At 34.9% G+C, this 14,615-nt stretch carries 14 protein-coding genes and 4 tRNA genes; 1 reads left to right on the top strand and 17 read right to left on the bottom strand.

Going from position 1 to position 14,615, the window contains the following annotated elements:
* Positions 1-60: 60 nt before the first annotated feature.
* From rpoB to BSF42_RS19710, 17 genes are all read right to left on the bottom strand, one after another.
* Positions 61-3,873, bottom strand: a complete 3,813-nt coding sequence (gene rpoB / locus BSF42_RS19790) for a DNA-directed RNA polymerase subunit beta (RefSeq protein WP_095954825.1) — start codon at positions 3,871-3,873, stop codon at positions 61-63.
* Positions 3,874-4,135: 262 nt separating this feature from the next.
* Positions 4,136-4,507, bottom strand: a complete 372-nt coding sequence (gene rplL / locus BSF42_RS19785; RefSeq protein WP_007807437.1) for a 50S ribosomal protein L7/L12 — start codon at positions 4,505-4,507, stop codon at positions 4,136-4,138.
* An 89-nt stretch (positions 4,508-4,596) separates the two neighbouring features.
* Complete coding sequence (gene rplJ, locus BSF42_RS19780) at positions 4,597-5,100, bottom strand: 50S ribosomal protein L10 (RefSeq protein ID WP_095954824.1); 504 nt, start codon at positions 5,098-5,100, stop codon at positions 4,597-4,599.
* A gap of 22 nt (positions 5,101-5,122) precedes the next feature.
* The gene (gene rplA / locus BSF42_RS19775) at positions 5,123-5,812 is read right to left on the bottom strand and encodes a 50S ribosomal protein L1 (protein WP_035619180.1); all 690 of its coding nucleotides are present in this window, start codon (positions 5,810-5,812) and stop codon (positions 5,123-5,125) included.
* A gap of 13 nt (positions 5,813-5,825) precedes the next feature.
* The gene (rplK, locus tag BSF42_RS19770) at positions 5,826-6,263 is read right to left on the bottom strand and encodes a 50S ribosomal protein L11 (RefSeq protein ID WP_057117056.1); all 438 of its coding nucleotides are present in this window, start codon (positions 6,261-6,263) and stop codon (positions 5,826-5,828) included.
* A 66-nt stretch (positions 6,264-6,329) separates the two neighbouring features.
* Entirely contained in the window at positions 6,330-6,881 is a 552-nt protein-coding gene (nusG, locus tag BSF42_RS19765) for a transcription termination/antitermination protein NusG (protein ID WP_095954823.1), read from the bottom strand.
* A gap of 10 nt (positions 6,882-6,891) precedes the next feature.
* Complete coding sequence (secE, locus tag BSF42_RS19760; protein ID WP_008466927.1) at positions 6,892-7,089, bottom strand: preprotein translocase subunit SecE; 198 nt, start codon at positions 7,087-7,089, stop codon at positions 6,892-6,894.
* Between the two features lie 19 nt (positions 7,090-7,108).
* Positions 7,109-7,179: transfer RNA gene (locus tag BSF42_RS19755), tRNA-Trp, on the bottom strand.
* 60 nt (positions 7,180-7,239) lie between these two features.
* The gene (gene tuf / locus BSF42_RS19750; RefSeq protein WP_035619191.1) at positions 7,240-8,427 is read right to left on the bottom strand and encodes an elongation factor Tu; all 1,188 of its coding nucleotides are present in this window, start codon (positions 8,425-8,427) and stop codon (positions 7,240-7,242) included.
* A 55-nt stretch (positions 8,428-8,482) separates the two neighbouring features.
* Positions 8,483-8,554: transfer RNA gene (locus tag BSF42_RS19745), tRNA-Thr, on the bottom strand.
* A gap of 89 nt (positions 8,555-8,643) precedes the next feature.
* Positions 8,644-8,724 (bottom strand) — tRNA-Tyr (locus BSF42_RS19740).
* A gap of 130 nt (positions 8,725-8,854) precedes the next feature.
* A tRNA-Thr gene (locus tag BSF42_RS19735) sits at positions 8,855-8,928 on the bottom strand.
* A gap of 90 nt (positions 8,929-9,018) precedes the next feature.
* A complete protein-coding gene (gene hpf, locus BSF42_RS19730) occupies positions 9,019-9,321 on the bottom strand; it encodes a ribosome hibernation-promoting factor, HPF/YfiA family (RefSeq protein ID WP_057117059.1) in 303 nt (100 codons plus the stop codon).
* Positions 9,322-9,354: 33 nt separating this feature from the next.
* Positions 9,355-10,248, bottom strand: a complete 894-nt coding sequence (locus BSF42_RS19725; RefSeq protein WP_095954822.1) for a tyrosine-type recombinase/integrase — start codon at positions 10,246-10,248, stop codon at positions 9,355-9,357.
* A 97-nt stretch (positions 10,249-10,345) separates the two neighbouring features.
* Entirely contained in the window at positions 10,346-10,540 is a 195-nt protein-coding gene (gene rpsU, locus BSF42_RS19720; RefSeq protein WP_095954821.1) for a 30S ribosomal protein S21, read from the bottom strand.
* A gap of 246 nt (positions 10,541-10,786) precedes the next feature.
* Positions 10,787-11,929, bottom strand: a complete 1,143-nt coding sequence (locus BSF42_RS19715; RefSeq protein WP_095954820.1) for an acyl-CoA dehydrogenase family protein — start codon at positions 11,927-11,929, stop codon at positions 10,787-10,789.
* A gap of 13 nt (positions 11,930-11,942) precedes the next feature.
* Positions 11,943-12,833, bottom strand: coding sequence for a helix-hairpin-helix domain-containing protein (locus tag BSF42_RS19710; protein ID WP_095954819.1), 891 nt, complete (start codon positions 12,831-12,833; stop codon positions 11,943-11,945).
* Positions 12,834-13,106: 273 nt separating this feature from the next.
* Between BSF42_RS19710 and BSF42_RS19705 the strand changes: the two genes are divergently transcribed.
* A complete protein-coding gene (locus BSF42_RS19705; protein WP_095954818.1) occupies positions 13,107-14,576 on the top strand; it encodes an APC family permease in 1,470 nt (489 codons plus the stop codon).
* Positions 14,577-14,615 lie beyond the last annotated feature (39 nt).

The following is a 14,615-nucleotide window of genomic DNA, read 5'->3' as shown; positions in this document are numbered from 1 at the left end:
AGCTTCAGTCTCAGCTTTCAGTGCTAAACTGAATACTGAGACTGTAACTGAAAATTTTATTTATTCTTCTAAACGAATGTCAAGTCCAAGACCTTTTAATTCATGCATTAATACATTGAATGATTCAGGTAATCCTGGTTCTGGCATAGATTCACCCTTAACGATAGCTTCGTAAGTTTTAGCTCTACCAATAACGTCATCCGACTTAACTGTTAAGATTTCACGTAGCGTACTTGATGCTCCATAAGCCTCAAGTGCCCAAACCTCCATCTCTCCAAAACGCTGACCTCCAAATTGAGCTTTACCTCCAAGTGGTTGCTGCGTAATCAACGAGTATGGTCCGATAGAACGTGCGTGCATCTTATCATCAACCATGTGTCCTAATTTAAGCATGTAAATTACACCCACAGTAGCTGCTTGATGGAAACGCTCTCCAGTACCACCATCATAAAGGTGTGTATGTCCGAAACGTGGCACTCCTGCTTCATCAGTCAAGGCATTGATTTGGTCTAAAGAAGCACCGTCAAAAATTGGAGTAGCAAATTTTCTACCCAAGTTCATACCAGCCCATCCAAGAACAGTTTCATAAATCTGACCAATGTTCATACGTGAAGGTACCCCAAGTGGATTCAATACGATATCTACCGGTGTTCCGTCTTCAAGGAAAGGCATATCTTCATGACGAACGATTCTAGCAACAATACCTTTGTTACCGTGACGTCCTGCCATTTTATCCCCTACTTTCAGTTTACGTTTTTTAGCAATATAAATCTTAGCTAATTTCAAGATTCCAGATGGCAATTCATCACCAACTGTAATAGTGAATTTTTCTCTTCTTAAAGATCCTTGTAAGTCGTTCAGCTTAATTTTATAGTTATGAATTAAATCATTAACCATTTTATTTGTAGCGTCATCAGCAACCCATTGACCTTTGCTTAAGTGAGCAAAATCTTCTACTGCGTAAAGCATTTTTTGAGTATATTTTTTACCTTTTGGTAAAACTTCTTCACCCAAATCATTCATTACACCTTGAGATGTTTTTCCGTTAACGATCAAGAATAATTTTTCAACCAATCTGTCTTTCAATTCAACAAATTTAGTTTCAAACTCCATTTCTAAAGCGCCCAAAGCATCTTTATCTTGAGTACGTTTACGTTTATCTTTTACGGCTCTTGCAAATAATTTTTTGTCAAGAACTACACCGTGTAAAGATGGAGAAGCTTTTAATGAAGCATCTTTTACATCTCCTGCTTTATCCCCGAAGATTGCACGAAGCAATTTCTCTTCTGGAGTAGGATCTGATTCTCCTTTTGGTGTAATTTTTCCGATTAGAATGTCGCCAGGTTTAACCTCTGCTCCAATTCTGATCATACCGTTTTCATCTAAATCTTTAGTAGCTTCTTCAGAAACGTTAGGAATATCGTTTGTTAACTCTTCGTTTCCTAACTTAGTATCTCTAACCTCTAATGAATAATCATCAACGTGGATAGAAGTAAAAATATCATCACGAACTACTTTTTCAGAAATTACAATCGCATCCTCAAAGTTATACCCTTTCCATGGCATGAACGCAACTTTTAAGTTTCTACCTAAAGCTAATTCACCATTTTGAGTAGCATATCCTTCTGATAATACTTGTCCAGGAATAACTCTGTCACCTTTTCTTACGATTGGTTTCAGGTTAATACTTGTACCTTGATTGGTTTTTCTAAATTTAATTAAATTGTATGTTTTCTCATCAGCATCAAAACTAACCATTCTTTCGTCTTCTGTACGATCGTATTTAATAGTAATGATATTTGCATCAACATACTCAACAGTACCATGCCCTTCAGCATTGATTAATACTCTTGAATCTGAAGCTACCTGACGCTCTAAACCTGTACCAACAATTGGTGCTTCCGGACGGATCAAAGGAACCGCCTGACGCATCATGTTTGATCCCATCAACGCACGGTTCGCATCATCATGTTCCAAGAAAGGAATTAATGAAGCAGAAATCGAAGCGATCTGGTTTGGTGCAACGTCTGTATAATGAACTACTGATGGCTCAACAACCGGGAAGTCACCTTCCTCACGAGCAATAACATTGCTTGCTGTAATTTTACCAGTTTCATCCATTTCAATGTTTGCCTGAGCAATCATTTTTCCTTCTTCTTCTTCAGCACTTAAGTAAATTGGAGTACTTTCTAAATCAACTACACCATTAGTTACTTTACGGTATGGAGTTTCAATGAATCCCATTCCGTTTACTTTTGCATAAACACCAAGAGATGAAATCAAACCAATGTTTGGTCCCTCTGGAGTTTCAATCGGACATAAACGACCATAGTGTGTATAGTGAACGTCACGAACCTCGAAACCAGCTCTCTCTCTCGAAAGTCCACCTGGTCCAAGTGCAGAAAGTCTTCTTTTGTGTGTAATCTCAGCTAATGGATTCGTTTGATCCATAAATTGAGATAACTGGTTAGTACCAAAGAAAGAGTTGATAACTGATGATAATGTTTTAGCATTAATCAAATCAATTGGTGTAAACACCTCGTTATCTCTAACGTTCATTCTCTCACGAATAGTTCTAGCCATACGTGCTAAACCAACACCGAATTGTTGAGACAATTGTTCTCCAACTGTTCTAACACGACGGTTTGATAAGTGATCAATATCATCAATCTCTGCTTTAGAGTTGATCAATTCGATCAAATATTTTACAATGGTAATAATATCTTCTTTGGTAAGCACTTGCTTTTCCATCGGGATATCCAAACCAAGTTTTTTGTTCATTCTGTAACGACCAACCTCACCTAAGTTATAACGTTGATCAGAGAAGAACAATTTATCTATAATACCACGAGCAGTTTCCTCATCAGGCGGTTCAGCGTTACGCAACTGACGGTAAATGTGCTCTACAGCTTCTTTTTCAGAGTTTGTTGGATCTTTTTGTAATGTATTGTGGATAATAGCATAATCTGCTTGATTATTATCCTCTTTATGTAACAAAATAGATTTAACGTTAGAATCGATGATCTCTTCAACATTATCTTTGTCGATAATAGTATCACGATCAAGGATGATTTCGTTACGTTCGATAGAAACTACTTCTCCAGTATCCTCATCAACGAAATCCTCATGCCATGTATTCAATACACGCGCAGCAAGTCTTCTTCCAATATATTTTTTAATTCCTGTTTTAGAAACTTTAATTTCTTCAGCTAAGTCGAAAATTTCAAGGATATCCTTATCTCTTTCAAACCCAATAGCACGGAATAAAGTTGTAACAGGCAATTTTTTCTTTCTATCAATATAAGCGTACATTACACTATTGATATCTGTAGAAAATTCTATCCAAGAACCTTTAAAAGGAATTACTCTCGCAGAATAAAGTTTTGTTCCATTTGCGTGGAATGATTGTCCAAAGAAAACCCCAGGAGAACGGTGTAATTGAGATACTACTACACGCTCAGCACCATTGATAACAAAAGTACCACTTGGAGTCATATAAGGAATTGTACCTAGATAAACATCTTGTACAATTGTTTCAAAATCTTCGTGTTCTGGATCTGTACAGTATAGTTTTAACCTGGCTTTTAAAGGCACACTATAAGTAAGACCTCTCTCTATACATTCTTGAATTGTATAACGTGGTGGATCAACAAAATAATCTAGGAACTCCAACACAAAGTTGTTTCTTGTATCTGTGATTGGAAAGTTTTCCATGAAGGTGTTGTATAACCCTTCGTTGCCTCTTTCGTCAGATTTCGTTTCTAATTGAAAGAAATCTTTAAAAGATTTAACCTGAACATCTAAGAAATCTGGATAGTCAGGAATATTTTTTGTAGAGGCAAAATTCAATCTTTCAGTCTGATTTGTTATCATCAATGGACAAAATTTTGATTAAAAAAAAGTAATTTTTTGTGTAAAAACACACTGTTTAATCTATACTTTCTTATTATAATCAATACATCTTTAAAAATGAGCAGTAAAGTAAGTTCAATTTTTTTCTTCGTATTGATCAAAAACTTTTTCGTATTTTAAACTATTTGATAATAAAACTTGATATATTTTATTATACGAAAAATGGTTTAGACCCTTGGATGATTCCATCCAAGGTCTAAACCTAGTTCTAAACTGTGTTTTGTTATTTTAATTCAACAACAGCTCCAGCTTCTTCTAATGATTTTTTAAGACCTTCAGCCTCTTCTTTAGAAACACCTTCTTTAACGTTACTTGGAGCACCGTCAACTACATCTTTAGCTTCTTTAAGACCTAAACCTGTAAGTTCTTTAACTAATTTTACAACTGCTAATTTAGAAGCACCAGCTTCTTTTAATACAACTGTAAATTCAGTTTGTGCTTCTTCAGCTGCACCTTCTCCACCACCAGCAGCAACTACTACAGCTGCAGCAGCAGGCTCGATACCATACTCGTCTTTTAATATTGTTGCTAATTCGTTAACTTCTTTAACTGTTAAGTTAACTAATTGTTCTGCGAATTGTTTCAAATCTGCCATTTTTTCTATCGTTTAAAATGATTTGTAAAATTATATTTTGTTTATTGTGCGCTATTTAAGCTGCAAGAGAAATTCTCCTGCAATAATTATTATGCTTCAGTTTCTTCTTCGCTTCCTGCGAATTTGTTTTGTAAAGCAGAAATAATTCTTTGAGCTGGAGATTGTAATAATCCAATAAGTTCTCCAAGAAGTTCTTCTTTAGATTTAATAGTTGCTAATGCATCTAATTGATTATCTCCAATATAAACTTCATTATTGATGAAAGCACCTTTTAAAACTGGTTTATCAGATTTCTTACGGAAATCTTTGATAATTTTTCCAGGAGCATTAGCTACATCAGAAATGAATATAGCACTATTACCACTCAATACTGAAGGTAAATCACCATAGTCATTAGCAGAAGCTTCCATTGCTTTTGCAAGCAAAGTGTTCTTTACAACTTCTAATTTAATACCAGCTTTAAAACAAGCTCTACGTAAGTTTGAAGTTGTTTCTGCGTTTAATCCAGAAATATCAGATACATAAATGATATTTGTACCAGCTAACTGCGCAGTTAAATTTTCAATCGCGATTGATTTTTCTTCTCTAGTCATACTAAAAATTTTTAACTACCAATTATACTGCTTTAGGATCCAAAGCAATAGCTGGACTCATAGTGCTTGTAAGGTGAATACCTTTAATGTATGTACCTTTAGCAGCAGTTGGTTTAAGTTTTATTAATGTTTGAATAATTTCGTGTGCGTTGTCAACAATTTGCTCAGCTCCAAAAGAAACTTTACCAATTCCTGCGTGAACGATACCAGTTTTATCAACTTTAAAGTCAATTTTACCAGCTTTAACTTCTTGAACAGCTTTAGCAACATCCATAGTTACTGTACCTGTTTTAGGGTTTGGCATTAAACCTCTAGGTCCTAAAATACGACCTAATGGACCTAATTTACCCATAACAGCAGGCATAGTAATGATCACATCAACATCTGTCCAACCGTCTTTAATTTTTTGTAAATAATCGTCAAGACCTACATAGTCTGCCCCAGCTTCTTTAGCTTCCGCTTCTTTATCTGGAGTAACTAATGCTAATACTTTAACGTCTTTACCTGTTCCGTGAGGTAAAGTAACTACACCTCTCACCATTTGATTCGCTTTTCTTGGATCTACACCCAAACGAACTGCGATATCAACAGACTCATCAAATTTTGCAGAAGCAACTACTTTTAATAATGCCGCAGCATCTTTAAGAGAGTATAATTTGTTCTTTTCAATTTTTGAAGCAGCCTCTTTTTGCTTTTTTGTTAATTTTGCCATGTCTTTTTCTTAATTAAAAAGGAGCGTCTCCTGATACAGTTATACCCATAGATCTAGCTGTTCCAGCAACCATACTCATTGCAGCTTCCACAGTGAAAGCGTTTAAGTCTGGCATTTTGTCTTCAGCAATAGTTCTAATTTGTTCCCAAGTAACGCTAGCTACTTTTTTACGATTAGGCTCACCAGAACCAGATTTTAGCTTTGCAGCTTCCATTAACTGAACCGCCGCTGGAGGAGTCTTAACAACAAAATCAAATGATTTGTCTTTGTACACAGTGATTTGCACTGGACAAATTTTGCCAGGTTTATCCTGAGTTCTAGCATTAAATTGCTTACAGAACTCCATGATATTAACCCCAGCAGCTCCTAAAGCAGGTCCAACCGGTGGCGACGGATTCGCAGCACCTCCCTTAACTTGTAGTTTAACTACCTTACTAATTTCTTTAGCCATTTTTAAAAAATTTAACATCGTAATCAATGGAAGCGATTACAATGGTTTATTATAGTGTAACAAAAATTATACTTTTTCTACTTGCATAAAACTCAATTCTAATGGAGTTTTTCTTCCGAAAATCTTCACCATAACTTCAAGTTTACGCTTTTCTTCATTGATCTTTTCAACCGAACCATTAAATCCGTTGAAAGGACCATCAATTACTTTTACAGTCTCACCAATACTAAATGGTATAGATCTTGTATCCGTATTTACAGCCAATTCATCAACCTTACCTAACATACGGTTTACCTCAGAAAGTCTTAAAGGAACAGGTTCTCCACCTTTGATCTCCCCTAAAAAACCAATAACACTGGTAATTGACTTAATAATATGAGGTATCTCACCAACCAAGTTAGCTTCGATCATAACATATCCAGGAAAATAAACCTTATCCTTAGACATTTTCTTTCCCTCTTTTACAGTAACTACTTTTTCTGTAGGCACTAAAACCTGGGAAACATAATCACCCATACCTAATCTGGCAATTTCAGTTTCGATGTAAGCTTTGACTTTATTCTCTTGTCCGCTTACAGCTCTAACTACGTACCATTTTTTCACATTATTATCTGCCATCACAAAAAAATTATCCTTTTAACCAGTTAAAAAATCCAGCCAAAGCTTTTGCAAAAAATTCATCTACTCCCCATGTTGCCAAAGCGAATAAGATAGAAAATACAGCCACAACAATTGTCAATTTTTGAACTTCAGCCCAAGCAGGCCAAGTAACATTTGACTTTAACTCTTCGAAAGCCTCTGATAAATAATTAGTAACTTTTGTCATTTGATATATTTTTTTATTGCACGGGCGGAGGGATTCGAACCCCCATCAACGGTTTTGGAGACCGCTATTCTACCCTTGAACTACGCCCGTAATTAAAAGCCAGTGATTTCAGTTAAGAAAATCAACTGGCTTTTTATAGTTTTTATAGGATTATCCTACGATTTCAGTCACCTGACCTGCACCTACAGTTCTACCACCTTCACGGATAGCGAAACGTAAACCTACGCTCATTGCGATTGGGCTTAATAAAGATACATTGATAGTCAAGTTGTCTCCTGGCATTACCATCTCTACTCCTTCTGGTAAAGTAATAACTCCTGTTACGTCAGTTGTACGTACGTAAAACTGTGGACGGTAGTTATTATGGAATGGAGTATGACGTCCACCTTCTTCTTTTTTCAAGATATAAACCTCAGCTTTGAAAGTAGCGTGTGGTTTTACTGATCCCGGCTTAATGATAACCATTCCTCTTTTGATAGATTCTTTATCAATACCTCTTAACAATAAACCTACGTTATCTCCAGCTTCACCTCTATCAAGGATTTTACGGAACATCTCAACTCCTGTAATAGTAGAAGTTAATTTATCAGCTCCCATACCAATGATTTCAACAGCATCACCTGTATTAGCAATACCAGTTTCGATACGACCTGTAGCAACAGTTCCACGACCTGTAATTGTAAATACATCCTCAACTGGCATCAAGAATGGTTTAGCAACGTCACGCACTGGCTCTTCGATCCAAGCATCAACAGCTTCCATTAATTCAATGATTTTTGGTACCCAAGCAGGATCATTATTCAATCCTCCTAAAGCAGAACCTTGAACTACAGGACCATTATCTCCATCATATTCGTAGAAAGATAATAAATCTCTAATTTCCATTTCAACAAGCTCTAACAACTCAGCATCATCAACCATATCCACTTTGTTCATGAAAACAACGATTCTTGGAATACCAACCTGACGACCTAAAAGGATGTGCTCACGAGTTTGTGGCATTGGACCATCTGTAGCAGCAACTACTAAGATAGCTCCGTCCATTTGAGCAGCACCAGTAACCATGTTCTTTACGTAATCCGCGTGACCTGGACAGTCAACGTGAGCGTAGTGACGGTTAGCTGTTTCATACTCTACGTGTGATGTATTAATAGTAATACCTCTTTCTTTCTCCTCTGGAGCGTTATCGATTTGATCAAACGATTTTGCTTGACAGTAACCAGCATCTGACAATACTTTTGTAATTGCAGCAGTTAATGTAGTTTTTCCGTGATCCACGTGTCCAATTGTACCTATGTTTAAGTGCGGTTTGGAACGATTAAAATTCTCCTTTGCCATTTTACTTAATTTTTAATCTTAGTTATATATTAATTTTCAATTTCCTACTTACTTGAGCCAATGTCGGGATTTGAACCCGAGACCTCTTCCTTACCAAGGAAGCACTCTACCCCTGAGCTACACCGGCAGAGAGTTCTGATTTTAGATCTGAATCTAGATTTCAGATTTTAAAAACCTTAAAACTATAATCCGTAATCTTAACTTCATTTTGTTTTGTGGGGAGAGCAGGATTCGAACCTGCGAAGTTCACACAGCAGATTTACAGTCTGCCCTCGTTGGCCGCTTGAGTATCTCCCCTTAAGATAATTTATGATTTTAAATCAATGATTTCAGATTTAACTCCAAAATCTTTTCTTTACAATCACAACTATTTCATTTTCAATATTTTAAAAGAACCCATTTCAAATCGCATTTGAAACTTTTTTTGAGCCGATAGAGGGACTCGAACCCACGACCTGCTGATTACAAATCAGCTGCTCTAGCCAGCTGAGCTACATCGGCGAATGCATTAAAAAAGTCCGCTATTTCTAACGGACTGCAAATGTAGCTATTTTATCTTTTAATCAAAACATTTTTTAAAAAAAATTTCAATTAAATATGTGCTCTTATTTTTTCTTTCCTTTTCACAAGCAAACGTTCTAAAGATTCTGCAGAAAGCTCAACCGCCTCCTCAAATGTCTTACACTGTTTTTTCACCAAAAAATCATCACCAGGAACATTAATCTTAATCTCCACCACCTTGTTTTCTTTATCACTCGTTCTTTCAACTTTTAAAAAAACATCCGAAGAAACTACCCGATCGTAGTATTTCTCTAACTTATCCATTCTTTCCTGAATAAAATCGACCAACTTTCTGTCAACAGTAAAGTTAACTGCATGAACATCTACCTTCATAATACAAATTTTAGGATTTAACATTTAGAATTATCACTTATTTCTTGGATGCGCACCTTTATATACCTTTTTAAGCTCCGCCAAACTATTATGAGTATAAACCTGAGTAGATGCCAAACTAGAATGCCCTAATAATTCTTTAACTGAATTCAAATCTGCCCCATTATTTAATAGGTGAGTTGCAAAAGTATGACGAAGCACATGCGGACTTTTCTTCACCTTTTCTGAGACCCTACTAAAGTATGAATTTATTAAACGATAAACAAAAGATTCACTCAATTTTAACCCTTTTTTCGAAATAAAAAAATAGTCCAAATCGGCAATATCTTCTAAAGCATCCCGCTCCTTTATATAGGAGTCAATTTGATTTATTATAATTGGCAAAATAGGAATAATGCGCTCTTTGTTTCTTTTCCCTAAAACCTTTATAACACCAGCAGAACGATCTACATTTTTAACCATTAAATGAATTAATTCTGCACGACGCATTCCTGTCACATAAAACATCTCAACAATAAGCTTATCCCGTACTTCCTCAAAACCCACCGGAGTATCAATTTGACCCAGCAAATCTTTTAATTCTTTTTCAGAAAAAGGAACCTGAACTACTTTTGGCGTTTTTAATGATTTATGCTTCAGCATCGGATTAACCTCGATTTGCTTTGACTTTAAAAGAAATCTATAAAATGCTTTCAAAGAAGCCATTTTTCTATTAACAGTAACATTTGAGATATTTTGATCAACCAACGAAACAATCCAACTTCTTACCTGACTATAATTAACCAAATCCACATTTTCCTGATCAAATGCTTCTACAAGAAAAGACTCAAAAGATGTTACATCATTCAAATACGCTCCAACCGTATGTGGAGAATATTTTTTCTCTAACAAAAGATAATCACTAAAAGCTTCTTTACTTGTTTTCATTAAAATTAAAATCTAAAAATTGAGCACAAAAAAACCGTTAGCATCAAAATTAAAACATTTTGACCACTAACGGTAATTATTTTTGAAAAGCTAGATATTAACTTTCTAAACTATCTTTCAAGCCTTGAATGTAAGCTGCTTTTTGAATTTGAGCTCTTTTCACAACAGACGGCTTAATAAAAGCAGTACGTGCTCTTAATTGACGAACAGTTCCTGTTTTATCAAATTTTCTTTTATAGCGCTTTAATGCTCTATCGATATTTTCTCCGTCTTTAATTGGTATAATTAACATAATATAGACACCTCCTCTCGTTAAGGCTGCAAATGTAGATATTAATTATGAATTATGAGTTATAAATTCTGAATTATTTCAAAAAGATAATAGACCATAGAAAAAAGAGAAATGATAATAATCTAACAAAGTGCACTTTAAAGCTTCTTTATTCTTTATTCTTTATTCTTTATTCTTTATTCTTTATTCTTTATTCTTTATTCTTTATTCTTTATTCTTTATTCTTTATTCTTTATTCTTTATTCTTTATTCTTTCAACAAGTTCCTAGAAATGACTAGCTTTTGAATTTCAGTAGTTCCTTCTCCTATAGTACATAATTTCGAATCTCTATAAAATTTTTCTACTGGAAAGTCTTTGGTATAACCGTATCCGCCATGAATTTGAACTGCATCATTGGCAATTTTCACACATGCTTCAGAAGCATACATTTTTGCCATTGCGCCAGATGTTGTTACTGGTTTATGCTGCTGCTTTAAAAACGCCGCTTTATGCAGCAACAATTCCGAAGCTTCAATTTCTGTAGCCATATCAGCTAATTTAAACGAAACTCCTTGAAAGCTGCTTATTGGCTGACCAAACTGATGTCTTTCTTTCGAATATTTTAAAGCTGCTTCATAAGCTCCTTTTGCTATCCCTAATGATAAAGCTCCGATCGAAATCCTGCCTCCATCCAAAATTTTCATTGCCTGAACAAAACCCTGCCCCACTTCGCCTAATCTATTTTCATCCGGAATACGGCAATTGTCAAAAACCAATTCGGCAGTTTCACTTGCTCGCATTCCTAATTTATTCTCTTTCCTCCCTGATGAAAAACCAGCCACTCCTTTTTCAAAAACAAAAGCAGTCATTCCTTTTGAATCTCCTTTTTCTCCAGTACGCACTATAACAACAGCAATATCACCTGAAATTGCATGCGTTATAAAGTTTTTTGCACCATTTACAATCCAATCATCTCCATCTTTTACAGCAGTTGTATTCATTCCTCCTGCATCAGAACCTGTGTTATGTTCCGTTAATCCCCATGCACCAATATATTCAGCCGTAGCTAATTTGGGAAGCCATTTTTTCTTTTGCTCTTCATTTCCGAAAGTTAAAATATGATTTGTACATAGCGAATTATGCGCAGCTACAGACAACCCAATCGAGGGATCTACTTTAGAAATTTCTTCAATTACTGTTATATATTCATGATAACCTAAACCTGAACCTCCATATTCTTCGGGCACCAAAACTCCCATAAAGCCCATTTCACCCAGTTGTTTGAATAGTGGTATTGGAAAAATTTGTGCTTCATCCCATTCCATTATATTGGGTCTTATATTTTTTTCTGCAAAGTCTTTTATAGACTGAGCTATCATGAGCTGCGTTTCGTTATAATCAAAATTCATCCGTTGTTTTCTTTTAGAACTCCAAATATAAACTAATTATTTTTGCTTTTTCAACAGGAAAATCTTTAATTTTTGCCAAATCCTCAATATTATTAAAATTTCCATTCATACTTCTATGCGTCACGATCTGTTTTGCAAGTGCATATTTGAAATATGAAAATTGAGATAATTCTTTTAAAGAGGAATCGTTTACCTTTATTTTCTTGAATGTTGCAGGAATCACAACTTTAAAATGGCTATTCAATTCGTTTATAACTTCGGGCGAAAGTCCCCAAATGTCATTCATCTGATCCATTGAAACAAAACATCCTAAAATTTCTTTCTGTTTTAATATTCTAGATGACAAACCTTCTCCAATTCCATAAATTTTTATCAAATCATCTTGGGTTGCCTGATTTATATCTAGCACTTCAAACTTCACCGCTTTCTTTGAGAAGCTCTTCGAAGTATATTCTGTTTTTTCTGTTTTGAAGCTTGTTTTATTCTGAACCCAATCTGGAAATTTAAACAAAGGAGAAATTTTCTTTAATAACGAGTCCGAAACCCCAGTAACTTGTTGAAACTCTTTTGCCGAGTTTACAAATTTATTTTGTTTGCGAAACACCATCAAACGATCTATTTCTTCGAGAGACATTCCAAGTTTATATCCTTTGTAATCAGAAATAAAATTAGGGTTAAATAGATAATTTACTGGTTTGTTATTTTTCTTACTGGATTTTTCCTGATCAATTTCTGATTGGAGTGCCAGCCACTCGTTCTTAGCCGAACTTTGGTTCTCCGAAATATTAAAATCTGCAAAGAGGTAAATTAACTGCAATATCAGCATAATTGTAAACAGAATTAATATACCAGTTCTTTGGTATTTTGTAAAATGCAAATAGTGCCTCAAATGTTTAAAATTCATAATGAAAAAGAGTTTCAAATTTCGTTTTCTAATAAAATCAGAAAAACCTTTCAAATTTATCAAGAAAATTAGTAAGAAAATAGTTTTTAAAAAAATTATCAAATCTTATACAAAAGAGCAATTAATTTAATGAATATCAATACTTGCAGAATTTTCCTTGAGAGTCTTGTAAAAAAAATCAACAATTTATAACTTAAAACATGATAAATGTTTTTATTTTTTACAAAAAACAATACATTTGGAGCTTAATAACAAATAAACCAATATAAGAGTATGTCAATTTGGAGAGTTAAACCAATATCTGCCTTTGAGGCCGATATAAAAAAAAGTAATTTAAAGAGAGTTCTTGGAAAATGGAGTCTTACTGCGATTGGAGTTGGTGCCATTATCGGTGGAGGAATTTTTGTACTTACCGGTACTGGAGCTTATTATCATGCAGGTCCAGCATTAGCTTTATCGTTTATCATCGCAGGTATTGCGTGTGTTTTCGCTGCTCTTTGCTATTCTGAATTTGCCTCAATTTTGCCTGTTGAAGGATCTGCTTATGCTTATGCTTACGGTACAATTGGTGAAATTTTTGCATGGATAATTGGATGGGGACTTATTCTAGAGTACGCAATGGGATCCATGACGGTCGCCGTTTCCTGGTCGGGCTACTTTAATAAATTACTTAAAATGTTCCACATTAAGCTTCCAGACTGGCTTACAACCGATCCTGCAAGTTACACTGGAGAAGGTTTCTCTATGAACCTGCCTGCTTTTTTGATCGTTATCTTAGTTATTTCACTTCTTATTAAAGGAACAAAAAGTGCTGCTAAAGCGAATAATGCTATTGTAATTCTTAAAGTTTCCGCCGTAATCTTTGTAATTATAGCTGGTCTTTTCTTCATCAATACAGCTAACTGGCATCCATTTATTCCTGAAGCTACTCAAATTGTTGAAAAAGAAACTACTCATAATGCTTACGGAATTGGAGGAATTGTTTCTGGAGCTGCTGCAATTTTCTTTGCGTATGTTGGTTTTGATGCCGTTTCTACACAAGCTGGAGAAGCTATCAATCCTAAAAAAGATGTTCCGTTTGCGATCATCGCCTCTTTATTAATCTGTACAACTTTATATATTCTTGTTTCTTTAGTATTAACTGGAATGATGAATTACCAAGATTTCAACCCGCTAGGAAAATATCCAGAAGCTATTAAAGCTCCAGTTGCTTATGCTTTTGATATCGCTGGACAAGGCTGGGCTGGTTTTATTATTACTGTTGCGGCTACTATTGGTTTAGTTTCTGTATTAATGGTAATGATCATGGGACAATCTAGAATTTTCCTTGGAATGTCTAAAGATGGTTTAATTCCAGCTGTATTCTCAAGAGTTAATCCTCTTTCTGGAACACCAAAAACCAATTTAATGATTCTAGGAGGTATTATTGCCACTGTTGCTGCTTTTACACCAATCAATAAATTAGCAGATATGACTAGTTTTGGTACCTTATTTGCCTTTACAATGGTTTGTATCGCTGTTTGGATCTTAAGAGTAAAACAACCTGGATTAAACAGAACATTTAAAGTTCCTGCTTTGCCAGTTATTGCAGTATTAGGAATTTCAATTAATACTTACTTAATCATTAATTTAAGTTTAGATGCTCAATTATTGTCGTTAGGATGGCTTCTTATTGGTATCCTAGTATATTTTGGATACAGTAAGAAAAGATCGAAACTTAACAATAACGAAATCGAAGAATAAAATATTTTAAAAAAAGCTCCAAATTTTCATTTGGAGCTT

Origin of the sequence: Flavobacterium sp. ACN6 (genome assembly GCF_002304005.1) — a bacterium.
Lineage (GTDB): Bacteria > Bacteroidota > Bacteroidia > Flavobacteriales > Flavobacteriaceae > Flavobacterium.
The sequence above is the reverse complement of the archived record's forward strand: the minus strand, read 5'-3'. Positions and strand labels throughout refer to the sequence as shown.

Coding starts and splice junctions, on each gene's coding strand:
- rpoB (WP_095954825.1), bottom strand. CDS start 3,873: ATGATAACAAATCAGACTGAAAGATTGAATTTTGCCTCTACAAAAAAT.
- rplL (WP_007807437.1), bottom strand. CDS start 4,507: ATGGCAGATTTGAAACAATTCGCAGAACAATTAGTTAACTTAACAGTT.
- rplJ (WP_095954824.1), bottom strand. CDS start 5,100: ATGACTAGAGAAGAAAAATCAATCGCGATTGAAAATTTAACTGCGCAG.
- rplA (WP_035619180.1), bottom strand. CDS start 5,812: ATGGCAAAATTAACAAAAAAGCAAAAAGAGGCTGCTTCAAAAATTGAA.
- rplK (WP_057117056.1), bottom strand. CDS start 6,263: ATGGCTAAAGAAATTAGTAAGGTAGTTAAACTACAAGTTAAGGGAGGT.
- nusG (WP_095954823.1), bottom strand. CDS start 6,881: ATGGCAGATAATAATGTGAAAAAATGGTACGTAGTTAGAGCTGTAAGC.
- secE (WP_008466927.1), bottom strand. CDS start 7,089: ATGACAAAAGTTACTAATTATTTATCAGAGGCTTTCGAAGAGTTAAAG.
- tuf (WP_035619191.1), bottom strand. CDS start 8,427: ATGGCAAAGGAGAATTTTAATCGTTCCAAACCGCACTTAAACATAGGT.
- hpf (WP_057117059.1), bottom strand. CDS start 9,321: ATGAAGGTAGATGTTCATGCAGTTAACTTTACTGTTGACAGAAAGTTG.
- BSF42_RS19725 (WP_095954822.1), bottom strand. CDS start 10,248: ATGAAAACAAGTAAAGAAGCTTTTAGTGATTATCTTTTGTTAGAGAAA.
- rpsU (WP_095954821.1), bottom strand. CDS start 10,540: ATGTTAATTATACCAATTAAAGACGGAGAAAATATCGATAGAGCATTA.
- BSF42_RS19715 (WP_095954820.1), bottom strand. CDS start 11,929: ATGAATTTTGATTATAACGAAACGCAGCTCATGATAGCTCAGTCTATA.
- BSF42_RS19710 (WP_095954819.1), bottom strand. CDS start 12,833: ATGAATTTTAAACATTTGAGGCACTATTTGCATTTTACAAAATACCAA.
- BSF42_RS19705 (WP_095954818.1), top strand. CDS start 13,107: ATGTCAATTTGGAGAGTTAAACCAATATCTGCCTTTGAGGCCGATATA.